At 46.8% G+C, this 26,996-nt stretch carries 22 protein-coding genes; 19 read left to right on the forward strand and 3 right to left on the reverse strand.

Going from position 1 to position 26,996, the window contains the following annotated elements:
- The 7 genes from gspL to scpB form a co-directional block, all read left to right on the forward strand.
- Positions 1–1,084 (forward strand): type II secretion system protein GspL (gene gspL / locus A3750_RS00500; RefSeq protein ID WP_068547924.1); only part of this gene is annotated, 1,084 nt, incomplete at its 5' end.
- A 53-nt stretch (positions 1,085–1,137) separates the two neighbouring features.
- Positions 1,138–1,638 carry a type II secretion system protein GspM gene (gene gspM / locus A3750_RS00505; RefSeq protein WP_068455193.1) on the forward strand — a complete coding sequence of 167 codons (501 nt, stop codon included), beginning with the start codon at positions 1,138–1,140 and terminating at the stop codon, positions 1,636–1,638.
- A 43-nt stretch (positions 1,639–1,681) separates the two neighbouring features.
- Positions 1,682–2,311, forward strand: coding sequence for an N-acetyltransferase (locus A3750_RS00510; RefSeq protein WP_068455207.1), 630 nt, complete (start codon positions 1,682–1,684; stop codon positions 2,309–2,311).
- Positions 2,312–2,333: 22 nt separating this feature from the next.
- Complete coding sequence (gene gorA / locus A3750_RS00515; protein WP_068455191.1) at positions 2,334–3,695, forward strand: glutathione-disulfide reductase; 1,362 nt, start codon at positions 2,334–2,336, stop codon at positions 3,693–3,695.
- An 80-nt stretch (positions 3,696–3,775) separates the two neighbouring features.
- A complete protein-coding gene (locus A3750_RS00520) occupies positions 3,776–4,993 on the forward strand; it encodes a tryptophan--tRNA ligase (RefSeq protein WP_082863171.1) in 1,218 nt (405 codons plus the stop codon).
- 38 nt (positions 4,994–5,031) lie between these two features.
- Entirely contained in the window at positions 5,032–5,898 is an 867-nt protein-coding gene (locus A3750_RS00525) for a ScpA family protein (protein WP_082863170.1), read from the forward strand.
- A 36-nt stretch (positions 5,899–5,934) separates the two neighbouring features.
- The gene (scpB, locus tag A3750_RS00530; protein ID WP_082863169.1) at positions 5,935–6,714 is read left to right on the forward strand and encodes an SMC-Scp complex subunit ScpB; all 780 of its coding nucleotides are present in this window, start codon (positions 5,935–5,937) and stop codon (positions 6,712–6,714) included.
- Between the two features lie 16 nt (positions 6,715–6,730).
- On the opposite strand, the gene A3750_RS00535 is transcribed toward scpB, so the two are convergent.
- Positions 6,731–8,038: an anthranilate synthase component I family protein gene (locus A3750_RS00535; RefSeq protein WP_068464220.1), complete on the reverse strand. Its 1,308-nt coding sequence runs from the start codon at positions 8,036–8,038 to the stop codon at positions 6,731–6,733.
- Positions 8,039–8,239: 201 nt separating this feature from the next.
- Here A3750_RS00535 and A3750_RS00540 point away from each other — a divergent pair, with 201 nt between their 5' ends.
- The 6 genes from A3750_RS00540 (at position 8,240) to A3750_RS00565 (ending at position 16,907) form a co-directional block, all read left to right on the forward strand.
- The gene (locus tag A3750_RS00540; protein ID WP_068464217.1) at positions 8,240–8,839 is read left to right on the forward strand and encodes a hypothetical protein; all 600 of its coding nucleotides are present in this window, start codon (positions 8,240–8,242) and stop codon (positions 8,837–8,839) included.
- A 352-nt stretch (positions 8,840–9,191) separates the two neighbouring features.
- Entirely contained in the window at positions 9,192–10,571 is a 1,380-nt protein-coding gene (locus A3750_RS25555) for a DUF6160 family protein (protein ID WP_068464214.1), read from the forward strand.
- A gap of 90 nt (positions 10,572–10,661) precedes the next feature.
- Complete coding sequence (locus tag A3750_RS00550; RefSeq protein ID WP_068454682.1) at positions 10,662–12,005, forward strand: DUF6160 family protein; 1,344 nt, start codon at positions 10,662–10,664, stop codon at positions 12,003–12,005.
- Between the two features lie 86 nt (positions 12,006–12,091).
- Positions 12,092–13,447 (forward strand): DUF6160 family protein, encoded by a 1,356-nt coding sequence (locus A3750_RS00555; protein WP_068454684.1) that lies wholly within the window; start codon positions 12,092–12,094, stop codon positions 13,445–13,447.
- Positions 13,448–13,643: 196 nt separating this feature from the next.
- Positions 13,644–15,572 (forward strand): hypothetical protein, encoded by a 1,929-nt coding sequence (locus A3750_RS00560; protein WP_068454687.1) that lies wholly within the window; start codon positions 13,644–13,646, stop codon positions 15,570–15,572.
- Positions 15,573–15,908: 336 nt separating this feature from the next.
- Positions 15,909–16,907, forward strand: coding sequence for an alpha/beta hydrolase (locus A3750_RS00565; protein ID WP_068547925.1), 999 nt, complete (start codon positions 15,909–15,911; stop codon positions 16,905–16,907).
- Between the two features lie 23 nt (positions 16,908–16,930).
- On the opposite strand, the gene A3750_RS00570 is transcribed toward A3750_RS00565, so the two are convergent.
- Positions 16,931–18,079 (reverse strand): acyl-CoA dehydrogenase family protein, encoded by a 1,149-nt coding sequence (locus tag A3750_RS00570; protein WP_068547926.1) that lies wholly within the window; start codon positions 18,077–18,079, stop codon positions 16,931–16,933.
- A 184-nt stretch (positions 18,080–18,263) separates the two neighbouring features.
- Here A3750_RS00570 and A3750_RS00575 point away from each other — a divergent pair, with 184 nt between their 5' ends.
- Entirely contained in the window at positions 18,264–19,568 is a 1,305-nt protein-coding gene (locus A3750_RS00575; protein ID WP_068458829.1) for a hypothetical protein, read from the forward strand.
- Positions 19,569–19,652: 84 nt separating this feature from the next.
- Here the strand turns inward: A3750_RS00575 and serA are convergent, their stop codons facing one another.
- Complete coding sequence (gene serA / locus A3750_RS00580) at positions 19,653–20,882, reverse strand: phosphoglycerate dehydrogenase (RefSeq protein ID WP_068458828.1); 1,230 nt, start codon at positions 20,880–20,882, stop codon at positions 19,653–19,655.
- Between the two features lie 254 nt (positions 20,883–21,136).
- Here serA and A3750_RS00585 point away from each other — a divergent pair, with 254 nt between their 5' ends.
- The 5 genes from A3750_RS00585 to A3750_RS00605 form a co-directional block, all read left to right on the forward strand.
- Positions 21,137–22,531: an FAD-binding oxidoreductase gene (locus tag A3750_RS00585; RefSeq protein ID WP_068547927.1), complete on the forward strand. Its 1,395-nt coding sequence runs from the start codon at positions 21,137–21,139 to the stop codon at positions 22,529–22,531.
- An 82-nt stretch (positions 22,532–22,613) separates the two neighbouring features.
- The gene (locus tag A3750_RS00590) at positions 22,614–23,285 is read left to right on the forward strand and encodes a fumarylacetoacetate hydrolase family protein (RefSeq protein ID WP_068547928.1); all 672 of its coding nucleotides are present in this window, start codon (positions 22,614–22,616) and stop codon (positions 23,283–23,285) included.
- 49 nt (positions 23,286–23,334) lie between these two features.
- The gene (locus tag A3750_RS00595) at positions 23,335–24,609 is read left to right on the forward strand and encodes an AarF/ABC1/UbiB kinase family protein (protein WP_068458830.1); all 1,275 of its coding nucleotides are present in this window, start codon (positions 23,335–23,337) and stop codon (positions 24,607–24,609) included.
- Between the two features lie 21 nt (positions 24,610–24,630).
- Entirely contained in the window at positions 24,631–26,193 is a 1,563-nt protein-coding gene (locus A3750_RS00600) for a cation:proton antiporter family protein (RefSeq protein ID WP_068547929.1), read from the forward strand.
- The coding region (locus A3750_RS00605; protein WP_156498267.1) for an endonuclease/exonuclease/phosphatase family protein at positions 26,156–26,996 on the forward strand (841 nt) is incomplete at its 3' end. The genes A3750_RS00600 and A3750_RS00605, both read left to right, overlap by 38 nt.

Consider the following 26,996-nt stretch of genomic DNA (forward strand, 5'->3'; position numbering starts at 1 on the left):
TGTTAGCGTGCCCGGTAAAAGTGCAAGATTTTTACAGCAAGCGCTTGCTTTTGCGGTAGAGGATAAGGTAGCTACCGACATTGAGCTTCTGCATTTCGCAACATCAAAAGGCTCAAGCAAAGGCGGTGTAGATGTCCACTGTATTGAGAAGGCGCTTTTACTTGGGTTTTATGATGATGTACTTGAAGCTAAACCTGAGATAACCCTCAATGCTGCGCATGTCGACTCGGATCTTCTACCTTTCGAGGACTATGAGACCGTCATCAGTCTTGATGGGGAATGGGCGCTCGTCCGTTCCGAAGGCCAGTCTTTGCGTATTCAGACGCAAAACCTCACACCTCTCCTTGATAGTATCCTGCTGATTCCAAGCGAAGGGAGCGAACAAGCTCACCGCGTAAAGGTATTTGATCACAATAATGGTGATTCGGATCATAAGATTCTTTTGGCTGAGTTGGAGCAATACCCAGGTGTGGAGCTGGAGGTAGAGTCTTTGAGCATTTCGTCTCTCGAGCTGTTAGCTGAGTCGTATTTTCATTCCGGTGCGCCGTCGATAGACTTGTGCCAAGGTGATCTTCGAATTCAGACAGAAGGAGGCAGCAATCTGCGCCAATGGGCTTGGGTGGCGGCTATTGCAGCGTTTGCGTTTTTCATTCAATTAGGTGTGTTTATTGGAAAGGGAATGCACTATGAGGCGCAGGCTGATGAGCTTGGACAGCAAGCGTTAGCCGCCTACAAGCAAGCTGTTCCGAGCGCCAGGAATGTCTCTGTATCAAGGTTGGCCCGTATTATTAAAGGCAAGTTGCGGCAATCTCAAAACGAAGTTACTGATGCCGGGTTTATGACCCTGCTTGGCGAGGCTGGCTATCAATATCAACAACGCAAAAACAGTGGTCAGATAAACTTTACGGCTATTTCATACAGTGCTCAGCGTGGCGAATTGGTGATTGAGCTAAGAGCGAAAACCTTTGAGCAGATGGACCAGCTTAAGAATGCGATTGTCGAGGCTGGGCTGTCAGCGAAAATTAGTTCCGCCGTACAAGAAGATCAGTATTACAGAGGACGTTTAAGTGTTAGTCAAAGCTAAGCGGCGCATTCTCATTTGGTCTCGGGTTACTCGGTCTCAGGAATACAAATATTATGAATAGACAGAGTTTTGTCAGTCTTAAACTCAAGTGGGAAGGGCTTGAGGCGCGTGAACAGCAGAGCTTAAAAATACTTGCTGCTGCATGTGTGATATTTTTTGCTTACTTTGCGTTGTGGATGCCAGCAAAGGCTTATATGGACGAGTCTCAGCGAATGCTTGAGGAGCGCGCTGAATTGTTAGATTTAGTTCGTTCATCGCGTTCTGTGCTTGCCAAGGCTTCTTCGAACTCGACAAACTCTGGCGCTATACTTAACAGTCAGCAACTCGTTTCTACCGTCACCAATTTGGCAAAAAGGCAAAAGCTAAGCCTCAAAAGGTTCGAACCGAGTGGTGAAAATAAAGTGAAAGTGTGGGTTGAGGAGGTTTCCTTTGATGTGCTCGTGTCGTGGTTGAGTGCTTTAGAAACCTCCGTTAACGTAAAGGTAGAGCAGATTTCAGTTGAAAAACAAGAGCGACCGGGTGTTGTTAGTGCTCGCTTAACATTAGCATCCTAAGCTCGGATTACATGTTCATCGTTGGATGGGAGGGCCGCTAACAATGCCAGTGACTACTGAAGAGATCGAAGCGCGTGTTGTGCGACTTGATGCGAGTGCGTTGAAGGAAGCGAAGGCTATTTTATTTCGAGCCTATAAAAATGAACCCACGTTTAAATATCTGTTTCAAGCCGAGAGATCGGGTTACGAGCAGCGTGTGCGTGCGACCATCCGAGAGCTTATAAATCTGCATTTCTCTCTTGAGCAGGAAGTCATTGGTCTCGCGCTTGATAATCACTTAATTGGCGTGGCGCTCGTAGGGAGCCCGTCTCTCCGTATTGATCTAAATCGGCAGTTTGCATGGCGTATGCGTATGTTGCTAACCGCTGGTTCCGAGAGCACCTGGCGATACCTCGAATACCACAAGCAGATTCATCGCTTGTTGCCCAAGGGGCAGCATCATGAGCTACCCCTTATAGGAATTGACGGCCAGTATCGCAGCTTGGGATACGGGAAAAAATTGATGCAGGCAGTGGAAGGTGTCTGTGCAAAGAATCCTGCATCAAAAGGTATTGCTTTAGATACTGGAAATATCCGCTATCTCAATTTTTACAAAGGTCTTGGTTATAAAGTACTTGGCAGTGTGCCTCTCGGTGACGTAACCGAAAGTGTGCTGTTTAAAGCCTTTGATTAATCTCTTTTAGAAAGATTCTCTAATGTCCAAATTTGATTTTGATCTATTCGTAATCGGTGCCGGTTCTGGTGGAGTTCGATTGGCTCGCATGTCTGCTTCAATGGGCGCTCGTGTAGCTGTAGCAGAGGATCGCGACCTCGGAGGTACCTGTGTCAATGTGGGGTGTGTTCCCAAAAAGTTGTTTGTCTATGCTTCTCATGTTCAAGAGGAGCTTGAAGACGGCGCTGGATTCGGTTGGTCGAGCTCAGGTGAGCTTAGTCTTAATTGGGCGCAGTTGGTTACCAACAAAAACCGTGAGATCGAACGCCTTAACGGTATTTACGAAGGTTTGCTGACTAACAGTGGTACGCAGATTATTTCCGGGCGCGCTCGCTTGGTGGATGCGCATACCGTCGATGTGAATGGCAAGAACTATTCAGCAGAGAGAATTGTGGTAGCAACCGGAGGCTGGCCACGTAAGCCTAGTTTTAAAGGGGCGGAGCACGTCCTGACTTCGAACGAATTCTTTTTTTTGAATGACCTGCCTGAAACCGCCGTTATGCAAGGTGGAGGTTATATCGCAGTTGAATTAGCTGGCATATTACAGGGCCTTGGCGTTGACATGACCTTGGTTACGCGCGGACCACAGATACTCAGAGGCTTTGATCAGGATGTAGTTGAATTTGTCACAGAGCAGATTCAAAACAAGGGTGTCAAGGTCGTGCTAAATAACAATATCGAGCAAGTCGATGAGTTAGAAGGTGGAGACTTTCGAGTTAGTTTGACCTCAGGCGACACCTTAAACACAGGAAAGATATTTTCGGCCATTGGACGAATACCTAAAACCAACGACTTAGGCTTAGAGAATGCAGGTGTTCAATGCGCAGCGTCTGGGGCGATTCTTGTAAATGATCATTACCAAACGAATATCCCGAGCATTTATGCGATCGGCGACGTAATTGATCGCGTCCAACTCACGCCGGTGGCGTTGGCTGAGGGAATGTACCTTGCGAACTACTTCTTTGCTGATTCTGTTGCACAGCCTGTAGATTATTCCAACATTCCTACTGCAGTCTTCTGCCAACCCAATATTGGAACAGTTGGCCTCACTGAAGAAGAGGCGCGACAAGAATTTGATGATGTCGATGTCTACGTTTCCAGCTTTAAGCCAATGAAACATACAATGTCGGGCCGTAACGAGCGCAGTATGATGAAGTTGGTTGTAGCGACAAAAAGCGATCGGGTTGTTGGAGCGCACATGGTCGGCCCTGAGGCAGGCGAGATTATTCAAGGTATTGCCGTCGCTATTAAGGTTGGTGCTACAAAGTCTCAGTTCGATACGACGATAGGTATTCATCCGACAGCAGCGGAAGAGTTTGTCACAATGCGTCAAGCAAGAGACTGAGCGAGGCGTTTAATAAAGCGCTTAGCGGTATTACCAAAAACTTGTATACTCGCGCTTTGCATTTTTTCTAGGAGTTAGTTTTGAGTTCGGTAGAATTACAGAAGCGTGTTCTTTCAGGGATGCGGCCTACAGGTAAGCTACATATGGGCCATTACCACGGTGTACTGAAGAACTGGGTCGAGCTACAGCACGACTACGAATGCTTCTTTTTTGTTGCCGACTGGCACGCACTTACAACCCACTACGAAGCACCATACGATATTGAGCAAAGTGTGTGGGATATGGTGATTGACTGGCTCGCCGCTGGCATTAATCCAAGTTCTGCGACGATGTTTGTCCAGTCTCATGTTCCTGAGCATGCAGAGTTGCATTTATTGCTGTCAATGATGACGCCGCTCGGTTGGCTTGAGCGTGTGCCTAGTTACAAAGATCAGCAAGAAAAGCTTAAAGAGCGTGACCTTGCTACTTATGGCTTCCTTGGTTATCCGCTACTTCAAAGTGCTGATATTTTGGTTTATCGAGCGGGGCTCGTGCCCGTCGGTGCAGACCAGGTCGCACATGTCGAATTGACGCGTGAAGTCGCTCGGCGTTTCAACCACCTCTACGGAAAAGATCCGGGTTTTGAAGAGCAGGCAGAGGCGGCTATTGTAAAAATGGGTAAGAAGAGCGCTAAGCTTTACCGAAATTTGCAGAAGCGCTTCCAAGAGCAGGGTGATGATGAAGCTTTAGAGACAGCGCGCGCGCTAATTAGAGACCAGCAAAACATTACGATCAGCGATCGTGAGCGCCTGTTTGGCTATATTGAAGGCGGTGGTAAAGTGGTACTCCCTGAGCCGCAAGCCTTGCTGACGAAGGCATCAAAAATGCCAGGGCTTGATGGGCAAAAAATGTCAAAGTCATATGGTAATACGATAGCCTTGCGAGAGGAGCCAGAAATCGTTGAGCAAAAAATCCGTACAATGCAGACAGACCCCCAGCGCGTGCGCTTAAGTGATCCCGGTGATCCAGATAAGTGTCCCGTATGGAAACTGCATGAAGTCTACTCAGATGATTCAACGAAAGAGTGGGCACAAACAGGTTGCAAGAGCGCTGGGATTGGGTGTCTTGATTGTAAGAAGCCGGTTATCGAGGCCGTTCTCGCTGAACAGAAGCCCATCCGAGAGCGAGCGAAACAATATGAAGAAAACCCGGATTTGGTGAAAAGTATCATTGTAGAGGGGCGTGAACGGGCGCGGGATGCGGCCAAAGATACCCTGGAAGAAGTTCGACAGGTTATGGGGCTTTCTTTTGGCAGTTAAGGGCTAAGCGGTCTCTGATACCGCACTCGGAAAAAGCTATGGTAGCGGAGTCTTCTAAATTATCATTAGGAAAATCGACGGGCGGGCCAGTCGCTGGACAGTCGACGGATACTAGCGGTGTTCAGCAAGACTTGCCGTTAGCCTTTGTTGATGGAAAGCCGGTTACTGCAATCCCGCAAGATCTATACATTCCCCCTGATGCGCTTTCGGTAATCTTGCAAGCGTTTGAAGGGCCGCTCGACCTGCTCTTATACCTAATTCGCAAGCAGAACATGGATATTCTAAATATCGATGTTTGTGAGATCACGCGCCAGTATATGAAGTACATCGAGGCTGCCCGTTCTATGAAGTTTGAGCTCGCTGCGGAGTATTTGTTGATGGCAGCAATGCTAGCCGAGATCAAATCAAGAATGCTACTTCCCAAGCCCAAAGCAGAAGATGGTGAAGAGATTGATCCACGGGCAGAACTAATTCGTCGCCTTCAGCAATATGAGCGTTATAAACAGGCAGCCGAAGACATCAATGCGCTGCCTCGTTTTGACCAAGATTACTTTTCTACGCGCGTTGAGGCTCAGATTGATGCGCAAGCGAATGAAGGTCCTGATGTGAGCTTGGATGACCTGATGATTGCCTTGAAAGGAGTCTTAGAAAGGTCGGATCATTTTTCAAGCCATCATATAGAGCGCGAAACGCTCTCAACTCGTGAGCGAATGTCCTCTATCCTCAGTGCACTCTCTGATGTTGCTTATCAGCCATTCGAAGAGTTCTTTCTTCCAGAGGAAGGTCGCCAAGGGGTTGTCGTTACTTTTCTGGCGATTATGGAGCTAGTAAAAGAGCAGTTACTTGAGCTAATTCAAGTTAACACCTTTGGCGCAATTCATGTTCGGGCGCGCATGGCTTCATAGCTTTTTTGTTTAGAATCAAGGGTAGCCTAAGACGGCATGAGTGATCAGCATAGAACAAACTCAACAAATGAGAATGAACATTCAAGCGAGAATGTGGGTATCGACGCGCCCATTGATGGCAAATCTGTTTTTTCTTCGACTCAGTTAAAGAATATCGTCGAAGCGCTTGTTATGGCGAGCGACAAGCCCTTAAGTCTCGAAAAACTCCATGCGCTGTTTGAGCTGCGTGAGCAACCATCTAAGAGTCAAATTAAAGATGCTATTGCTCAGTTACAAATGGACTACGCGGGTAGGGGGGTTCAGCTCGTGCAAGTAGCTAGCGGGTATCGATTTCAGTCTGTGTCTGATGTTTCGCGCTATGTTGCTAGATTATGGGAAGAAAGGCCGCAACGCTATTCGCGCGCGTTGCTCGAGACGCTTGCATTAATTGCGTATCGTCAGCCAATAACTAGAGGCGAGATCGAAGAGGTAAGAGGCGTTGCGGTAAGTTCGCACATCATTAAAACGTTGTTGGAGCGACAATGGATAAAAGTGGTTGGGCATCGAGAGGTCCCGGGTCGGCCTGCAATATATGCAACGACGAGACAGTTTTTGGATTATTTTAACCTGCGCAGCCTCGAGCAACTGCCTCCTCTGAGTGAAATGCGAGATATTGATGCGATTGCGCGCGAAGTGTCTGAGCAGCTAGAGCTGGGTGGTTTTAACGGGGAGGGCGAAGGCAATCGCGATGAACGCCAAGAATCAGAGGTTGCATCGATTGAAAGCGACGCGTCTAGCGACCATGACGATCTCTTGGGGGCCACGAAAGATCAGTAGCAACTGATTCGCACATCTATTTCTCTAGTCCGGTTATGTGGCGTATTTTGTCGATGCTTTCTTGGTATTCTGACGCGAGCTCCGAATCGGCCACTATGCCTCCTCCCGCCCAACAATATAGCGTGTTATTCAGTACTTCTGCAGTTCGTATCAGGATGTTAGAGTCGAAGTTACCACGATAATCCCAATAAAAAACAGATCCGCAGTAGTAGCGACGCGGGTGCACCTCAAGCTCATCGATAATTTCCATTGCTCTCTTTTTGGGCGCGCCGGTGATCGAACCGCCCGGGAAAACGGCGCAAAACGCCTCAAACTCCGATATGCCGCTACTGAGTGAAGAGGATATTGTGCTGACGAGATGGTGAACGTTCTCATAGCTTTCTATTTCAAAAAGCTTGGGCACTTTTACGCTATTAAGCTCAGAAACCTTGCTCATGTCGTTGCGAAGCAAGTCGACGATCATTAGATTCTCCGCTCTATTTTTCGCGTTTAGCAGTAACGCTCGCTCGCAATCGGTGATTTCGCCGTTGCTTTTAACTGTACCTTTTATAGGTTTGCTGACTAACTGCCGGTGATTACTTTCGATAAACTTCTCTGGCGAGAAAGAAAGTAGATAATTATCTCGGCTTATTTGAATAAAAGCGCAATAGTTTGCTTGTGAGTTATCTACTCCGTTAAAAAAAATATCGATTAGATCCATCTTGCTTACGTCGCACGGTGCTTCAAATCGCTGGGTTAGGTTTGCTTGGTAACAGTCGCCTGCCAAAATGTAGCTTTGCAACTTCGTGAATGCGTCTGCATATCGGTTAAAGTCTTGTGACTTAACCCAGTCGAAGTCTGCAAGCCGTTTATAAGAGCGCGAAACGGTATGCGTAGTATTAGTATTAATATTTGTATTCACTAGCTCTAGTATTGTTTGCTCAATTTCTTCGCTGCATTCGTCAGAAAAAACGAAGATACCTTTGCCGCTGTTATGGCAATAGGTGTAACTCCATGTGTAGTAGCCAAAGAAGTCTAGACCTTCGCTATAGCTCTTTGCGCCAATCCATCCTTTGAGAAAAGGGAGTTCGGCAAGGTGTCCTTCGCTTGTTGTGTCTAATCTCGGTGGGAGTGCGAGCTTCGTGCTATTGCATTCAATATGAAGAGGCAGCCCAGAGTAGATACTGAATTTTTCAGGTTTGCGAGATTCTTGGCTTTTCGTGTCTTGTGTTAAGGGCTGACCACCGCTTACCAGCGCGACGCTATGGTCAAGTTGTGAGAGTAGGTGTGAAAGTTGAGACTGACCTAGTGTATGTCGGCGTGTTCGCACGTTTTTCTGTTCCATAACGATAAAGCTACCAACTTAAACATCTTTGAGACTGTGACCTAATTGACAAATAAAACAGGAGCTTGGGTGGATTTTTTAAGTACGTGTCTATAAGTTTACCGCATTCGCTGCGGCTAGTTGTCGCGCATATTAGCCTGTTCTGTTTTTTGAACCAACCGGCTTGATCCAAATCTAATAGATAATCGCCTGGAGCCTGTAATGTATAAATCGTTTTACTCTTTCTTGACCTTTAGCGCGCTCGCAATAGGGATGGCAGTAACATCAATCAGCGTATTCGCAGAAGATAAGAAGCCAAGTATTGAAGATATGGTCGAAAAGCCAACAGGAGAGGCGGTGACCGATCTTGGGTTGAGCCAGTCCAAACGCGCGAAAGTCACCGAAGAGCAAGCGATTGCACAGCTAAAGTATATGATGGTTGCCGCATTCAAAAGAAATGAGCCGGATTTGCTAGAGCGCGGTTCGTTCAAGCCCATGGGAATGACCTTGGATCCTGATGGGAATTTCCGTGCGATTCGTGTAGATGGGCAGGACGAGATGCCCCAGGAGGTTGCACTCGAGGCATTGGTTAAAGCATTGCAGGGCCTTGCGGCGAATCGTACGCAGTGGGCCGTTGGGATTATCTACGTCACGGGCCGAAAGCTTGATGACGGCACAATCCTAAGACAGATCGTTGTTGCTTCTGAACATATTGCTGGTTGGGCTCGCAGCTGGACCTATCCTTATGGGGTAATTGATGGCGAGGTGAAGATGGGTCAGCCGACAGAGCGCGAAATGAAGCCGGTTTACTATCAGCGTTAAATAGAATGATCTTTGAGGCACCCCAGCTTAAAGGCTCGCTAACCAGCGAGCCTTTTTCGTTAAAAGCACCGTAGAGACCGTTAAATAGCAAAACAAACACCCTGTTTATCTGTATCCGTAAGCAGTTGCGTCTGGAATGTCAAAAAATGTAAATAAGGTATTCAATGTAACTGCGCGTAACTTTTTGTGAGGGCATTCACGGAAACGCACCTCTGATTTACTTAATATGGCTCCACTGGTTAGCGAAAGCCGACTGGAACAAAACGAAACACTAACAATAAAATGTTGCTTCAACTTAAGAATACAAAGTATCTAAGAAGAAGCGTTCTTACCTAAATATTAGGAGAATAATATGAAAGGCCTGAAAAAAATTGCACTAGCATCTGCAATCGCTGCTGTTTCAGCTGGCGCACAAGCAGAACTTAAAGCTCTAGACGACTCAGCAATGGGTGAGTTGACTGGTCAAGCTGGTTTGACTATCGACCTAGAAACAAAATACACCATCGGCGAGTTCATGTATAAAGACGCTGGTTCTGTATTCTTGAGCGGCATCAGCTTGGGTGCTAACACAAACGAAACTCCTGCTTCTGCTGCTGCAGCTGCTGGCTACGTTGATAACATCCGCATCAAGCTAGACATCGCTGGTGCTGGCGCGATCGATCCAGCTAACGGTGTTGCTGATAACTCTCTTGACACTGGTTTCTCACGTGTTCGTGATCTAGCTGGTATTCAAGCTATTGCTGCTGCTGCTGCTGGCAACGCTGACGCTGCTAAGTTCGGCCAAGCAAACGCTGGTTCTGCTGATCTTGCTGATCTTCAAGCTGCAGGCATAGTTGACAACACTCAAGGTGTTACAGACGCTAACGCTGCTGTTCAAACTATCGCTGGTAAGCAAGGTTACGGTGACGGTGACCTACTTATCCACGTATCGTTTAAAGATGCATGGCAGAAAGCTGCTCCAGGCGGTCTAGCTGTTCTTATGTCTACTGATTCTGCTGGTCCAAACGCTGGTTCTGCTTCTGCACTAGGTGATCTTACTTACGCAGGCGTTCTTGCTTCTGGTCTTAAGTCTGTCGACTTTAACTTCAGCATCGACGCTATCGGTCTTGCTGATTCAACGTTCGCTGCTGGCGATTCAATCGGCGACAGCTTCACTGGTCACACTGCAAACGGTATCGACCCAGATGGCGACGCTGGCACTACAGTATTGATCTCTGATCTTTCTATCAACGGTTACCTTGGCCCAGTCGATATTCATATCGAAAACAACGGTAACGGTTTCGGTTCTGGTACTGCTACTCCAACAATTGGCGCTGCAGACTCTAAGATCAACTGGAACACTTACGTTAACGTAACTGACCTTGATGTTTACCTAGACATCGCTGGTGTTCAGATCACTGATTTGAAAATCAACAACGTACGTGGTGACGTTACTGATCTAGATGGTAACTTCTCTTTCGGTTTCGCACAGTCTAACCGTCAAATCTTCGCAGTACGTAACACTGCTGGTTTTGATGCGGCAGGCCTAGCGGCTGCAGCTGGTGGAGCGGCTTACGCTAACCCAGTAGCAATGGCTAACGACCTTGGTCTAGACGGCGTAGCGATCAACACTACCTTTAAAGGTGACATGGAGATCGGTGCATTGTCATTCGGTGACACTGGTACTTCAATCGGTGAGTTGTACTGGACTGACATCGAGAGCTACACTAACTGGACTATCTCTGCACACTAATTACTTGGTGTAATGAGTTAAGTCTCAGAGGAAAAGCCGCTCTCAAGAGCGGCTTTTTTTTTGAAAAAAGTTAGAAACTAGGAGTAAGGTATGAAAATGATAAAAAGAACGGCCTTGTCTCTTGCAATTGCAGGAGCAAGCGTCGGTGCTCATGCCGAATTAAAGTCTCTAGACGACTCAGCGATGAGTGAGTTGACCGGTCAAGCCGGTTTGACGATCGATCTAGAAACGAAGTACACGATTGGCGAATTTATGTACAAAGACGCCGGTAGTGTATTTTTGAGTGGCATTAGTTTTGGTGCAAATGAAAACGTCGACCCAGGTGGGTACTTTGATAATGTTCGCGTGAAACTCGATATTGCGGGTTCTGGCTTGATCGACCCAGCAAACGGTGTAGCAGATAACTACCTTGAAACCGGCTTTTCCGGCGTAAGGAAAGTGGCTGAGATTCAGGCGCTTGCGGCGGCCGCTGCAGGAAACACAGATGAGGCCAAGTTCTTGGTGGCTCAGTCGGGACAAATCACGGTAACGGATGCGATATCGGCAGGTCTTATTCAGGCGAATGCGACTACTACTGGGCCTATGTCTATTGAAGGCAAAAAGACCTATGGTGATGGTGATTTGCTGATCCACGTTAGTTACAAAGATGCGTGGGAGAAGCTTGGTGGCTTAGACGTGTTGATGTCCACTGATTCGACCTTGAACGCTGGTGCAGCATCAGCGCTTGGCGACGTTACTTTTGATGATTTGTTCGGTAATGGCTGGACGAAAGGAAAGGATTTCAACTTCAGCATTGATGCAATCGGCCTTGCTGATTCAACGTTTGCTGCGGGAGATTCAATTGGTGATAACTTTACTGGGCACACTGCAAACGGTATCGATCCTGATGGCGACGCTGGCACTACAGTATTGATCTCTGATCTTTCTATCAATGGTTATCTTGGGCCTGTTGATATCCATATCGAAAACAAAGGTAATGGTTTCGGTACTGGTACTGCAACGCCTACAATTGGCGCGGCAGATTCGAAGATCAACTGGAACACTTACGTTAACGTGACCGATCTTGATGTTTACCTGGATATTGCTGGTGTTCAAATCACTGATTTGAAAATTAACAATGTTCGAGGCGACGTAACGGATCTTAACGGGAACTTCGCGTTCGGTTTTGCACAGTCCAACCGTCAGATCTTTGCAGTGCGCAACACGGCTGGGTTTGATGCGGCGGGTCTTGCTGCAGCAGCTGGAGGAGCGGCTTACGCTAACCCAGTAGCAATGGCTAACGACCTTGGGCTAGACGGCGTAGCGATCAACACTACCTTTAAAGGTGATATGGAGATCGGTGCATTGTCATTCGGTGACACTGGTACTTCAATCGGTGAGTTGTATTGGACTGACATCGAGAGCTACACTAACTGGACTATTTCTGCACACTAGTAATTTGGTGTAACGAAGGTTGTCTCAGGGAAAGAGCCGCTCTTTGAGCGGCTCTTTATAGACAAGTAGGGAGTTAGGAGAAGGGTATGAAAACGATAAAAAAAACGGCCTTGTCTCTTGCGATCGCAGGGGTAAGCCTAAGTGCTCATGCCGAACTAAAGTCTCTAGACGACTCAGCAATGAGCGCGTTAACTGGCCAAGCCGGTTTGACGATTGATCTAGAAACAAAATACACGATCGGCGAATTTATGTATAAAGACGCTGGTAGTATATTTTTGAATGGCATTAGTTTTGGTGCAAATGAAAACGTTGATCCTGGTGGTTATTTCGATAATGTTCGCGTGAAACTCGATATTGCGGGTTCTGGCCTGATCGATCCGGCAAACGGTATCGCAGACAATTATCTTGAAACCGGTTTTTCAGGCGTCAGAAAAGTAGCGGAAATTCAAGCGCTTGCAGCGTCTGCTGCGGGTAACACGGATGAAACTAAGTTTTTGGACGCGCAGTCAGGTCAGATCACGGTTGCCGATGCGGTATCTTCGGGTCTAATTCAGTCAAACGCGACCACAACAGGTCCTATGTCGATTGATAGTAAAAAGACCTATGGTGATGGCGACTTACTGATCCACGTTAGCTATAAAGATGCGTGGGAGAAGCTTGGCGGCTTAGACGTGTTGATGTCTACAGATTCGACGCTAAATGCCGGTGCTGCTTCAGCACTTGGCGATGTTGGTTTTGATGATCTGTTCGGTAATGGCTGGACGAAAGGGAAAGATTTCAACTTTAGCATTGATGCTGTTGGTCTAGCTGCTTCAACGTTTGCTGCGGGTGATTCGATTGGTGATAGCTTTACGGGTCACACTTCGAATGGGGTTGATCCCGATGGTGATACTGGAACAACAGTGTTGATCTCCGATCTATCCATCAATGGTTATCTTGGGCCGGTGGACATCCATATCGAAAACAATGGTAATGGTTTCGGAACAGGTACAGCAACGCCAACAATTGGCGCGGCAGATTCGAAGATTAACTGGAATACGTATTTTAATGTGACGGATCTTGATGTTTACATCGATAACTGGGATGGTCTTTCTGGTGTTAAGGTCGATAACATGAAGATTAACAACGTGCGTGGCGATGTGACGGACTTGGATGGTAACTTTGCCTTCGGTTTCGCGCAGTCCAAGCGTCAGATCTTTGCTGTAAGAAATACGGCGGGCTTTGATGCCGCAGGTTTAGCCGCTGCTGCCGGTGGGTCGGCTTATGCTAATCCAGTAGCTATGGCCAATGATATTGGTCTTGACGGCGTTGCAATGAATACCATCTTCAAAGGTGACCGTGAAATTGGCGCGTTATCGTTTGGGGACACTGGTGTGTCAATTGGCGAGCTGTATTGGACCGACATGGAAACGTACACGAACTGGACGATATCAGGACACTGATTACTGGTTTGTTGGTTTAGTTCCGTTTTAAAGCCGCTCGTTTGAGCGGTTTTTTTTGATATGGTTATCAGGTTTTAGTTCGGCGCTTAAGTTTTCTTTTCGAACTGGAACTTCGTTCCTTTAATTTGTTGCTCTTCGGGTTACGATATTTCTATAAGACACGCTTCAACATAATTGCTCTTTTGGATTGGTCTCATTGTTTAAAAACATTGCTATAAGTCTGTTTGTCTCTTCTGTTGCTCTTTCAGGTTGCTCTTCATCAAATAATGGTACTGTGCTTCCTGACGACGAAGTGGATAATGTTGCGCCTCGCGTACGTAGCGTAGAGCCACCTGAAGTTGCGGCTACGTTGGTTCCCACAAATTCCCAATTTAGATTCGACTATGACGAATTGCTTGATTCTTCTACGCTCAGTGAAAACGTTACGCTTAACTCGTTAAAGTCTCGGAATATTTTTGAAACTTCGTTATTGGGGTCGAAAGATTTTAATCGCTTCGATGTCGATAAGAGAGCGATCAATCTAACAGAGTCACAAGTCATTTTTACGCGCTCGCGCACAGAAGTAGTACGCGAAACAATCGACGAGGATGGCGTTAAGAACACTGAGACACGTACCGTGATTGATGAAGTCCCTGCGACCACGGTATTCGTCGAGCCCCAAGGTCGCCTAGCGCTATGGTCTCTCTATTCGTTAGAGTTTGGTGCCGGGATACGAGATTTATCGCCAATAGAGAGCATTTCACCTATTGATGGCTCCGTTACTACAGGTAATTTTGCATCTCCAAACTCTATTGAGTTTGGCACCGCTGATGGAGAATGGCGCTCTTTTGTCGATGTTAATAACGACTTTCTTTCAAATGGCTTCAATGTATCCAAAGTAGATTTTGTGTCTGCGGATGATCAGGGATACGTTGCTTGGTTACAACAAAGTCAGGCTATTGACGCGCTTTCACTTTTATATATCAAAGAGTTTAATCAAGACAGCCAATCTCTTGTCGGTCAAGCTGTGCGCTTAGATTATGTTGATGGAGTTGACGGAGGTAGCAATGTCTCAAACGACGTACTTGATTTTTCGACCAGTATCTTTGGTAATGAGTATTGTGCTACTTGGTCTTACAAAGAAACTGCGTCACTGCAGGGTGTTTATTTGCGCTGCGCAAGTGGGGATCAGATTTACCCGCGTATAAATTTTGTTTCTCATTCAGCGGCCAACTCTATTACATCGCTTGGAATACACATGACAGGCGCGAGCTCCGGCTTTGTTTCTTATTTGTACGATGAACAACTTTACGTTTACAGTTTTTCGGTCGCGTCGAATAGTGCCCCGACCATCGATGGTAGCGAAGTTGTAGGAGGCGGTTCGCTCGCCGTTGTTGAAGTGGAGGTTGTTGACTACGGAAATGACCGGATAGATATCTTGGTCGTTTCTTCGGATACATCGAAGGCAGCAAACGAGCAATATGCTTTGGAGCATGCTGTGTATCAAAGAGATAATGGGCTCTCTTCGGATGCGAGGTTGATTCAAGCAAGCGGAACTCTTCAGGAAGACATAAGTGGAGGCTTCGATTATTTGCAACGGGGCGTTGTTGGCTGGAGCGCCGGAGCAGGTTTTGGTCGAAACTTTTTCACTGCCAAGTTCAACGGTGCTAGTTGGTCAACACCGAGTCCAATAGCCAAGAATGCAAACGCTGTTGTTGTTGATAGTGACGTGTTCGTTTTTGATGACGGTCAAGTGCTTTTCACTTGGATATCACAGCAAGGCGGAGAGTATACAGTCAGCGCGCAAGGCTTATTTCCCGTCGACTCCAATAGTGCTTTTGTCATCCCGTCAGTAATAAAGCTTGATTCGAGCTTCTCCGAAATAAGCGAAGTGCAAGTGATGGGGGATAGAGAAGGGAATGCGTTAGTGTTATTTGCCCGCAACCCTCGTAACATTGCGGTTCGATTCCGCCAGAATATTGAGTGGAACTCTGCTTGGGGAGACGCAGAAGATGTTGGTGTTTACGGTGGCACTAAGCCCGTATTAAAGCCGATTGCGGAGGATGGAAGGTTTATGCTCTTAGATAAGCAGTCCCGTATCGGTTTTGATGCTGCAGCCCTCCGTGTTTTCTCTGATTTTAATTAGATGAGCCAATCTGCACTTTGGGCTAGCTTTGGTGCGTCAATAATACAAATGCTGGTACAAGAAGCCGATTAAGATACAGCTTACGGTCGTTGCCACGACCACATCGATCACACTTAATTCTTTATTGTTGGTTTTCATCAGGCCGACTCTCTTTAATTAGTTATAATTAGCTTATAGTTATCAAGTAATACGAATCAGGTTGAGCGGTTTTGTGTGACCGCTTGTTATGTAACCGACTGGTTATCTTATGCAGCTGATTGTATCTAATTTTGTCGTGTTTTGTGCGTTTGCAGTTACAAAGAATGTTAAACCGAATTTGAGTGAGACCCTGTTTGCATGTTTTGGGATAGAGACCGTTTACTACTGGCTTTAAGTACAAAAAAACTCCAACTGAGCAATAAGCCGCAATCTCATGCAGGCTTATTGTATAAGTCGTATGCAGAGACTTACGGACTTGAGTTTGTTAGTGAGGGTCTTGCCCGGGAGCAATCGATTAGAGTCGTTCCTTCTTCTGAGTTTGACCTAGTTGTTCAGACGTTTGAGCCAGCACAAGATTCGATTACGGAAGATCGTGAGCCAGTGCAAGCATTGATTGTGCATGGATATTTCGATCATTCAGGCCTTTATCATCACCTCATTCGCCATTTGCTCCAGCATGGGGTGCGCGTGGTTGCGTTTGACTTGCCAGGACATGGATTGTCAAGTGGTGCGCGGGCCGCTATTGGTTGTTTCTCGCAGTATCAAGCAGCGATTAAGAGTGTGGTGAATAGTGAGTTGCATCGAGATATGCGAAGCTTTTTGATCGGGCAGAGTACTGGGGGGGCTATTCTCGCAGACGCTCTTAGCGGAGATCTCAGGCGAGAGCTCGAATCACATGTTCACGATTGGCGTGTTGTTTTGTTAGCGCCTCTGCTTCGCCCTGTGGCTTGGACAAAGGCACTGCTGATGCACTCATTGCTCGATGGTCGTCGAGCATATTGGCCACGTAAGTTTATGGTTAATTCGCACGACGATGATTTTCTAACGTTTATCCGCGATCACGATAAGCTGCAGCACGATGGTTTGTCAGTTGATTGGGTTGGCGCGTTACGAAAATGGATTCCTGATATGCTTGCTCGGGCAGTAGTGCCTGACAGTGAGCATGTCACGATTATTCAAGGTACGGAAGATACAACGGTGGACTGGCGCTATAACTTGGCGCAGTACAGAAAGTTGTTTCCGCTTGGAAGTGCAGTGACCATTGATGGCGCAGGACATCATCTGGTAGGAGAGTCAGAATCTTATCGTCAAAAGGTATTTGCGGCCTTAGACCGAGCGCTAACCCTAAGGTCATAAACTACGCTCAGTATACAAGCAGCTTAGAGGCCGAGTTGCTTGGCGATCACTTCGTTCATGATTTCATAGGTGCCGCCTCCAATTGAAAGAATTCGGTTGTCGCGAGCGAGTCTTTCGACCTTTGATTCGCGCATATAGCCCATGCCGCCAAATATTTGCACTGCGTCATAGGTGATTTTGTCGCTGGTTTGCGTCGCGAAATTCTTTGCCATTGAGATTTCTTTTATTACTGATTTACCCTCTTGCATTGCCGCGGCTAGCGAGTATGTAAAGGTTTTGCTTGCTTCAAGCGCTGTCGCCATCTCGGCGAGCTTGTGCTTGGTGACTTGGAACTTACCAATCGGTCTACCAAATGCACTTCTCTCTTTAACGTACTTTAGTGACTCTTCTAGAGCTAGTTCTGCGGTCATGTTTGCCATAACGCAGAGGCTAAGACGCTCCATCTCGAAGTTGGACATTATCGCGATAAAACCAGAGTTTTCTGGTCCGATGAGGTTTTCCGCTGGTACGCGAACATCATCGAAGAATAGCTCAGCCGTATCGCTGGCCCACCAGCCAGTTTTTTTAAGGTTTTTGCCCCGGCTGAATCCGGGGGTGTCGCGCTCTATCAATAGTAAGCTGATACCGCCGTAGCCATCGCCGCCTGTGCGCACGGCGACGGTATAGTAATCCGCTCTATGACCGCTGGTTATAAATGTTTTTGAACCATTAACAATGTAATGGTCGCCATCTTTCACGGCGCGAGTCTTGATGTTCGCGACATCAGAGCCGCCTGAAGGCTCAGTGATGGCAAGTGCAATGATTTTCTCGCCACTAATTACTTTGGGTATCACTTTCTCTTTCAGCGTTTTGGATCCCCATTTAGCTATTGGGGGGAGTCCGATATCAATCGATCCTAGGCTTGCCACAAGACCGCCCGAAGTTGAGCGCATGAGCTCTTCGGATGCCGCTACCTTACAAAAAATATCGCCACCGCTACCGCCCCATTCCTCTGTGTGGCCAATTCCTAGAATTCCAGCCTCACCGGCAGTGCTGTAGAGCTCTCTTGGAAACTCATTCGCTTCCTCCCAATCATTAATATGTTCAATGATGTGTTGGTCAACAAACCGCCTAACGGTATTACGTACCAAATTTTGAGTTTCGCCAAAATAGTGTGCATGAAGGTTAGCCATTTAAATTTCCGAAGGTGGTTGTGCTTATGCTTTGGAAGTAACTTACCGCAGACAATGCAGTGAAGCAAGCGGTTGCTTGGTTGTGTTTGAGGGGAATTGGTTCTCGTTGCTAGCAACGCGTAATTGTCATTTTGTTTGACGCGCCTTAGGCTTCCCTCTGGTTAAAAAGGAATTGAGCTAGTTGATGTCAGATTATCGAATTGAAATGCAAATCAGTAATGAAAATCAAAGTGTTTGTTTTGATAATTTTCCGTTGGAAAATTGTCGAGCGCCATACGAGATAGAATTACTCCCAATAGGAAAAGAAGCGAGAACTGCCGAGTGTCATTCGAGCACGGCAGCTGAAAAAGCGATTGAATCATGCCTGTTGGAGTTCGTAAAAAGCGGAGATTCTGCTTTGCTGTGTAAGCATGAATTGGTACTGGTTGAGAGCCCAGGTGTTAGTGAGATCTCTCGCAACATTACGCTTGTGCACCCGAAGAGCAACTCAATGTATGTTATCGGCGGTATTGGTTTGGTGCGGTTTGACTCCAAGCGAAAGGTGTTGACGCTTAATGACCCCTTACTTGATAGAGAATATGGTGAATATCAGAGAAAGCACGGGCGTAACCCGGGCGGGGTAATCTATGTTTCGGACGAAGGTGTGGAAGATGAAGATAACGCAACGCCTCTTGGTGTGAGTTATGCGACTAAGGGGCCTTATAGCCTTATTAGTAAGATAGAGAAGACAAAGGACGTTGCTCGGTCTGGAATTCGGACTCCTAGATATGTATGCGCAGGACGGATTACAAATCTCGATAAGGGTGAATGGGGGTTTAGTATCTATACAACGCCACTTCAGCCAGACTATCGTAGGAATCTTCGGCTTTACCTTGATTCTACAGCTAACTTCAAACCTGTTTTTATTGAGTATCTTTCGCGAAAGTATGCAGCATTATGGGAACTTCATTCTGGTTTAGGTTACTCGCATGGGCAGCCTACGATTGAAAATGCAGGCGCTATCTTGGTTTTTGATGATCAAGGGATTGTTCATGGTGATTGTATCTTAAAGGATATGGATACCTTGAAGCCTCTGCCAAAGTCCATGAATAAGAGTATTGTTGAAGGTCCGTGCCCTCAGCGTATCGGCATTAATATTAGAAAATCGCCGCATGTTGCTGCGCAAACTTATGACTTACAGCTTGCGGTCACTCAAGAGCTCAATATCTTACTTATCGCGTCACAGCAACTACCAACTCTGGACGTGAAATTTCAATTTTTAAAGTACCAGCTGTCTGTTATGTTCACGGAGATATGCAAGGCTTATCGTATCGTTGATGCTAAGCAGGCCCCAGAAATTTTAGAATTTTGTTTAACATATTTTGTTGGGGCGGTTCAGAGAGGGTTGAAATTTGACGCCTTCACGGAAGTACTTGGTGGGTTATTTGCAAACGCAGTTTTTGGGTTTAGCGCTCAGTACAAGGACCAAATTGAAGTGATTCCCGAATAACTTCCTTGTCCGATTTAGAAAAGGCCCTTTTAAGGCCCTTTTAAGGGCCTTTTTATGGACGTTGCAATGCAGGTGCCCCGAGTACTAAAAAAGCACGCGCACTCGCACTGTGCCACGAACGTTGCGAAGCTTTTCTAGCGCTAGCTCGCTGTATTCTTTGTCTACATCGACAACTACGTAGCCAACCTTTTCATTGGTTTGTAGGAATTGACCGCAGATGTTGATGTTGTTTTCACTAAATACCTGGTTGATTTCAGACATCACGCCAGGCACGTTTTCGTGAATATGAAGCAGTCTGTGGTAGCCGGGGTGTGCAGGCAACGCAACTTCTGGGAAGTTTACAGAGGTGACTGAGGTACCCGTGTCGCTGTAGGTTGCCAATTTTTCGCCAACTTCCAAGCCGATATTGGCTTGTGCTTCCATTGTACTCCCTCCGACGTGTGGAGTGAGGATAACGTTATCGAACTCGCGAAGAGGCGATAGAAATTCTTCATCATTGGACTTTGGTTCAACAGGGAATACATCGATGGCTGCGCCAAGCAACTTCTTATTTTTTAAAGAAGTGCAAAGTGCCTCGATATCAATCACGGTGCCTCGGGCGGCATTGATTAAGATTGCGTCTTGCTTCATTTGAGCAAGTTCTGCCTCGCCAATCATGTTCTGTGTCGCTTGCGTCTCTGGGACGTGCAGACTAACGATATCGGACATCTCGAACAGATCTTTCAGGCTATCGACCTGACGGGCGTTGCCAAGAGGGAGTTTGGTAATGACGTCATAGAAATACACTTTCATGCCAAGAGACTCAGCAAGGACGCTCAGCTGGCTGCCGATACTACCGTAGCCAACGATGCCCAGCTTTTTACCACGAATTTCGTAGCTGTTTGCGGCTGATTTCAACCAAACACCACGATGCGCTTTCGCATTTTTGTCAGGAACGCCGCGGAGCAATAAGATGGCTTCTGCTAAAACGAGCTCAGCCACGCTTCGCGTATTTGAATAGGGTGCGTTAAATACGGCTACGCCGTGGCGTGTCGCCGCCTCAAGATCAACTTGGTTCGTCCCAATACAAAAACAACCTACGCCAATGAGCTTCTCTGCTGCTGCGAAAACTTCTTCTGTAAGCTGGGTGCGTGAACGAATGCCAACGAAGTGCGCGTCTTTGATCTTCTCAATAAGATCTTCCTGCGAAAGAGAAGTTTTTAAATACTCAATGTTGGTGTAGCCAGCTTTGTTTAGTGTTTCGACGGCGGATTGGTGAACACCCTCCAACAGTAGAAAACGTATTTTTGCTTTGTCTAAAGACGTAGTTGCCATGAGCTCCTGATACCCTTATGTTGCAGTGCTCGCGTTGATTTTTTGTTGATCACGCGAAGCGACAATAATGAGAGGGCGCATATTCTATCATAACTCCGTGTGGCGGTAGCTATTCTGCTCTGCGAATGGCACTGTTTCTCGGTAAATAATTAATATTCATAGCGCATATTTAAGCGAAGCCTTCGCGAGGTGCATTACTGCTAGAGATGTGTACAATCTGGCGAATATTTTTAACGCGGTAGATAGAGGTTTACATGGCAACTCGCGATGACGTTTTACTGGCACTCGAGGCTGTTCTGGATGAGGGTAAGTTAAGAACTGACTCTGATTCGCTTGAAAGTCACGGCAAAGACTGGACAAAGATGTATGAGGTGGCGCCGTTAGCGATCGCTTTCCCGAGAAGTACTGAACAGGTTCAAGCCATTGTGAAACTTGCGAACGAGTTAGAATTTTCGATTGTACCATCTGGTGGCCGGACTGGTTTAAGCGGTGGAGCGGTTGCCTCGAACGGCGAAGTGGTGATTAGTTTTGATTACATGAACCAGATCGTTGACTTTAGTGCGAGCGATCGAAGCGTCAAGGTACAAGCGGGTGTGATTACGCAGCAGCTTCAGGATTTTGCAGAGGAGCAGGGATTGTATTACCCGGTGGACTTTGCCTCTGCTGGTTCGAGTCAGATTGGCGGCAACCTTGCGACCAATGCCGGCGGGATCAAAGTGATCAAATATGGCATGTCTCGTGATTGGGTATTGGGATTGACCGTTGTTACCGGGGCAGGCGAGATTCTAAATCTGAATTCCGACTTGCTTAAGAACAACACGGGGTATGACCTGCGGCACTTGTTTATTGGTGCTGAAGGTACCCTTGGCCTGATTACCGAGGCAACGATGCGATTGACCCGCCAACCAGACAATCTTACCGTGCTTGTTCTTGGCCTGAACGATATAACAAATACGATGGATGTGCTGAAGGCCTTCCAAAGCAAACTCGACCTGACTGCGTATGAGTTTTTCTCTCACGAAGCAATGGGGCACGTTCGAGCACATGCTGATGTGCCAGCTCCTTTTGAAAGTTCGGCGCCATATTATGCGTTACTCGAGTTCGAATGCACCACCGAGCAGGTTATGGACTCCGCAATGGAGTTGTTCGAACATTGTGTTGAAAACGAATGGGTAGTTGATGGCGTCATTAGTCAAAGCGAAACGCAAGCAAACAATTTATGGCGTCTACGCGAAGGTATTTCGGAGTCCATTGCCCCTAGAACGCCATACAAAAACGATATTAGCGTCGTTGTATCAAAGGTTCCCCAGTTTCTGACAGAAATTAACGATGTGGTGACCAAGCACTACCCAGATTTCGAAATCATTTGGTTTGGTCACATCGGAGATGGAAATCTTCACCTAAACATCCTTAAGCCTGTTGACCTCGCAAGGGATGAGTTCTTTGCAAAGTGCGTAAAAGTGAACAAGTGGGTGTTTGATATCGTAGAGAAGTATAACGGCAGTGTTTCGGCAGAGCACGGCGTAGGCCTTGTTAAGAAAGATTATTTGCGTTATACGCGTCGTGACGCAGAGATAGCCCTAATGAAGGGCATAAAGCAGGTTTTTGATCCTAAAGGCGTGATGAACCCCGGCAAGATATTCGATTGAGGCGTCGGTGTGTTGTAAATCAAACCTCATGTAGTTTTGGTTTTAGTTGCCACTTTGCTGTCATTAAATGAAAAAGGAATGGATGTTGTACTCAGTAGTTTGGTTGGATGAAACAAAATTCGATGCTCCTTGCTCTAAGGTAGTATGCGTCGGGCGAAATTATGCAGAACACGCTCGCGAGCTTAATAATCCGATTCCCAGCTCTCCAATTTTGTTCATAAAGCCTGAGTCGAGTATTCAGGATCAAAGTATTCTAAAGATCCCGCGCGACGGCATCCACTATGAAACTGAGTTGGCTATCTTAATTGGGGAGCCTGGATTAAGCGGTTCAGGGCGCGTCAAACCTGAGATTGCGGGTATTGGCTTAGCGCTTGATCTTACGGATAGGGAGCTGCAATCGCAGTTAAAGGAGAAGGGCCATCCGTGGGAGCGCGCTAAAGCGTTCGATGGCGCCGCTTACCTCACCCGATTTATTCGTTTTGATAACCAGAATCTTGCGAATATTCGGTTCTCTCTCAGTCTTAACGGGGATACGGTGCAGCTTGGTGCCTCGTCCGATATGCTTTTTGATATTGAAACCTTGTTAACGGAGATCGTGACTACGTTCACCCTGCGCAAGGGAGATGTGGTGTTGACCGGAACTCCAAAGGGCGTTGGAACGTTAAAAAATAACGACACTTTACTTCTTCGCTTAGATTGCGGCTCTTCCGAGCATGACTTTGATCCAATCAGAGTAGCGACTCGTGGCGTCTAATAAAACTCCTGCAAAGAGCAGAACAAAACGCTTTTTTAAACTAGCGGGTATGACCGCAAGCGTAGCGACACGTTACGCTGGCGAAAAAATTAAAGACGTTGTTCAAGATGAGAAAACGCGTAAAGACAGTAAGTCAGTTGCTTATGGAAAAATGGCGGAGGACATCACCGAGACCTTAGGTGAGTTGAAAGGCGCTGTGATGAAGGTGGGGCAAATTGTCTCGCAAACGCAGGATTTTTTGCCGGCTGAATTTTCTGAGGCCTTAAAGAAGCTCCAAAAAGAAGCGCCACCGGTCGATTTTAAAGTTATTAAACAGCAGGTAGAGAGTGAGCTTGGCGATTCGCTACCGATCTTGTTTCAATCTTTTGACGAAAAACCTTATGCCGCGGCATCCATTGGTCAAGTGCACCGAGCCGTCACGCATGATGGTAAGGACGTGATCGTTAAAGTTCAGTATCCGGGCGTTGCTCGTTCGGTAAACTCTGATTTAAAACAGTTAAAGCTTACGTTGAAACTTGGCGGCTTACTCAAAATGCCGAAAGAAAGTGTAGATCGGCTGTTTAGCGAGCTTCAAGAGCGCCTTAACGAAGAGCTGGACTATGAGCTAGAGGCGCAGAACCTAAAAATGTTTCATGATTTTCATCGTGAAGATCAGCACATAGTGATTCCCGAAGTTTTGGACAGCCTTTCGACTGCGCGCGTGATAACGCTTGAGTTCGTTGAAGGGGATTCAATCGATGAGCTCCATGAATTGGGGTACACAGACCAGGAGCGCGAAAAGCTCGCCAACAAGCTATTCGATATGCTTGGCAACCAGCTGTTTGTTTTTGGTTGTATTCATGGCGACCCGCATCCTGGCAATTTCGCGTTCCGAAAAGATGGCACGGTTGTGGTCTATGACTTTGGGTGTGTGAAAAGCCTCAAGCCGGAGATTGTTCAAGCTTATCGAGATGCGGTCGTGTTTAGTATTGACGAAGCCTACGCATTGGTTGACGAAGCGCTGATTCGACTTGGTGCTCGTGTCGCAAACAAGCCAAGCCCCGGCGCCGATTACTACAAAGTTTGGCGAGATATCTTTTTTAAACCGTTTATGGGCGAATCATTTGATTATGGCGCTGCACAACTGCATATAGAAAGCGCCAAACACACGGGTTTATTTTTTAAACATCTTGAGTTGTTTCAGCCCCCTGTCGACAGCCTTTATATAGACCGAATGGTGAGCGGGCATTACTGGATACTCAAGAGCATGAAGGCGTCCGCGAATTTTCGTTCAGCCCTAGACGAACATTTGTTCTCAAGTCGCTATACTAACCAACAACAATAACTCTTTAAGTAAAATAATCAGATGACGATTGCGCTTATATTGGGTGCGTATTTTGCTGGTCTCTTAGCAAAACAGTTCAGCTTCCCCCCTTTGGTCGGTTATTTATTTGCCGGTTTCGCCCTGCATTTAGCTGGCTTCAATTTAACGGCCGATGTTCAGCTTATAGCGGATCTTGGCATTACCCTCATGCTGTTCACCATCGGTTTAAAGATAAACATAAAAGACCTTATCGCGCGCCAAGTATGGGGGTCAGCGCTGAGCCACATGGGCCTTTGGATGATCGCTTGTTTGTTAATCAATGGGGCAATGGGGGCACTTGGCCTCTTACTCTTTGATTTGACCATGCTCGAAACGGCCATACTCATCTTTGCATTGAGTTTTAGTAGTACGGTCTGTGTTATCAAGGTGCTTGAGGAAGCCGGCGAAATTCGGAGTCGCCAAGCTACGATATCTGTAGGCATACTCATTATTCAAGATTTAGTTGCCGTTGGGTTTTTGGTTATTGCAACGGGAGTTTTACCTAGCCCTTGGGCAGTCTTGCTTCTTTTGTTACCTCTTATTCGTCCACTGCTCGATAAAATTCTTGCTGCTACCGGGCACGGCGAGCTATTGCCACTAGCCGGGCTAATGCTCGCTCTAGGCGCGTATGCTTTGTTTGAGCTAGTGAGTGTGAAAGGGGATTTTGGCGCCTTAATAGTGGGCATGGTTGTTGCGACGAGCCCAAAGGCGAGCGAACTCTATAAATCGTTAATCAGCTTTAAAGACCTGTTCCTAATCGCGTTCTTTTTGAGTATAGGTTTGAGTGCGTTACCAGACTCGTACATGTTGTTCTTGGCATCTCTTTTGTTACTTTTGCTGCCTCTCAAGTTCCTCTTATTTTATTGTGTCTTAAGTCTTTTGGCGTTTAGAGCGAGAACCGCATTTTTGTCTGCATTGCTTTTAGCGAACTTCAGTGAGTTTGGTCTGATCGTGGTCGCGCTTAGTGTTAAAGAAGGCTTGCTGGATCAAGTCTGGCTTGTCGTACTCGCCATTACGGCAGCGCAATCGTTTGTCATTACCTCGCTTCTCTATAAAAACGCTCACGTGTTTTACGCGCGACTATCGCCGTTCTTACTGCGCTTTCAAAGGCAGAAGGCGACCGATTCTTCCACCATTCAAAAGGTGCCAGGAGCAAATGTGCTGGTAATTGGCATGGGACGGGTAGGGCGTGGTGTCTGTGAATCGCTTGAACGCCAGGGAATTGAACATGTATGGGGCGTTGAGGTTGATAAACATCGCGTTGCCCTGTTGACCGACGTCGGCATTAACAATGTCGTGCACGGTGATGCTGACGACTACGAGTTCTGGGAAGCGCAAGACCTCTCTACCGTTCGCCTAGTGATGCTCGCTACGCCTAATGTAGATGAGATTATCAACATCATAAAACAATTGAGGTTGGCTGGTTTTAGTGGTCGAATTGCTGCGATTGCGCAACACGATGATGAGCGTGAAACGTTGCTAAACCATGGTGCAGACGTCGCGTTCAATTACTATCAAGAGGTAGGGCATGGTTTCGCAGAAGAAAGTAAACATCTGTTCTCCTAGAATCCTGCCCTCCGAGATCCATGTCATATTGGCGTTTTTCGTGTGTTTTGCGCTACTCCCCAGTTTGGCAAATGGAGAGGAGTTCAGCTTTCGGGTCGCAACCTTAAACGCTGAATGGCTATGGACGCCGCACGATGGACGAGTGGATGGAGCTCGTTTTAATAAAGGCGACCCTAGTGAAAGCGCATATACTCAAGAGTTACGGTTTTATGCGGGTTTGCTTCACCAGTATGACGTAGATGTGCTTGCACTTTCGGAAATTGAGAATGAACAGGTTGCCGAGGAATTTGCTGCGCAACTTGGTAGTGAGTGGGTGGCCAGCTTTCGTCAAGGTCGCGATACGGCGACAGGACAAGATGTCGCGATTCTCTCAAAGCTTGGCAAGCCTGTTTTGATTACAGACTTTGGGTTCCCGTCGGGCATGGTTGAAGGCTATAAGCCGAAAAGACTGTCAAAAGTGTTGGGCATTATTCTTGAAATTGACGCGCGAAAGGTCGGTTTCGTGACTGCGCATTTGTTATCAAAGCGCAATGACTCGCCGAAGAAATCTGCCAAACGCATGATGCAGGCGCATGCAATCGTAAAGGCACATAACAGTTTTGAGAATGTCGATGCCGTAGTCTTGCTTGGGGATTTTAACGACTATCGTTCGTCTCCGGTGCTAAAGACGTTAGAAAAAGAAACGCAGAGTAGTAACGTTCTGACGGCTTGCGAGCGATATGACATCACTGAAAACAGGCGCTACATGATCGATCACATTCTGTTCAAGGGGGTGCGCTGCAAACAAGCGTTTACGCTTGATA

Source organism: Oleiphilus sp. HI0079 (genome assembly GCF_001635105.1).

Bases quoted from the DNA above. Each gene is read 5' to 3' on its own strand.
- A3750_RS00575 (WP_068458829.1), top strand. From the start codon at position 18,264: ATGTCAGATTATCGAATTGAAATGCAAATCAGTAATGAAAATCAAAGT.
- A3750_RS00595 (WP_068458830.1), top strand. From the start codon at position 23,335: ATGACCGCAAGCGTAGCGACACGTTACGCTGGCGAAAAAATTAAAGAC.
- A3750_RS25555 (WP_068464214.1), top strand. From the start codon at position 9,192: ATGAAAGGCCTGAAAAAAATTGCACTAGCATCTGCAATCGCTGCTGTT.
- A3750_RS00525 (WP_082863170.1), top strand. From the start codon at position 5,032: ATGGTAGCGGAGTCTTCTAAATTATCATTAGGAAAATCGACGGGCGGG.
- A3750_RS00510 (WP_068455207.1), top strand. From the start codon at position 1,682: ATGCCAGTGACTACTGAAGAGATCGAAGCGCGTGTTGTGCGACTTGAT.
- serA (WP_068458828.1), bottom strand. From the start codon at position 20,882: ATGGCAACTACGTCTTTAGACAAAGCAAAAATACGTTTTCTACTGTTG.
- A3750_RS00535 (WP_068464220.1), bottom strand. From the start codon at position 8,038: ATGGAACAGAAAAACGTGCGAACACGCCGACATACACTAGGTCAGTCT.
- gspM (WP_068455193.1), top strand. From the start codon at position 1,138: ATGAATAGACAGAGTTTTGTCAGTCTTAAACTCAAGTGGGAAGGGCTT.
- A3750_RS00565 (WP_068547925.1), top strand. From the start codon at position 15,909: ATGTTTTGGGATAGAGACCGTTTACTACTGGCTTTAAGTACAAAAAAA.
- A3750_RS00555 (WP_068454684.1), top strand. From the start codon at position 12,092: ATGAAAACGATAAAAAAAACGGCCTTGTCTCTTGCGATCGCAGGGGTA.
- A3750_RS00540 (WP_068464217.1), top strand. From the start codon at position 8,240: ATGTATAAATCGTTTTACTCTTTCTTGACCTTTAGCGCGCTCGCAATA.
- A3750_RS00590 (WP_068547928.1), top strand. From the start codon at position 22,614: ATGTTGTACTCAGTAGTTTGGTTGGATGAAACAAAATTCGATGCTCCT.
- gorA (WP_068455191.1), top strand. From the start codon at position 2,334: ATGTCCAAATTTGATTTTGATCTATTCGTAATCGGTGCCGGTTCTGGT.
- A3750_RS00550 (WP_068454682.1), top strand. From the start codon at position 10,662: ATGAAAATGATAAAAAGAACGGCCTTGTCTCTTGCAATTGCAGGAGCA.
- A3750_RS00585 (WP_068547927.1), top strand. From the start codon at position 21,137: ATGGCAACTCGCGATGACGTTTTACTGGCACTCGAGGCTGTTCTGGAT.
- scpB (WP_082863169.1), top strand. From the start codon at position 5,935: ATGAGTGATCAGCATAGAACAAACTCAACAAATGAGAATGAACATTCA.
- A3750_RS00600 (WP_068547929.1), top strand. From the start codon at position 24,631: ATGACGATTGCGCTTATATTGGGTGCGTATTTTGCTGGTCTCTTAGCA.
- A3750_RS00570 (WP_068547926.1), bottom strand. From the start codon at position 18,079: ATGGCTAACCTTCATGCACACTATTTTGGCGAAACTCAAAATTTGGTA.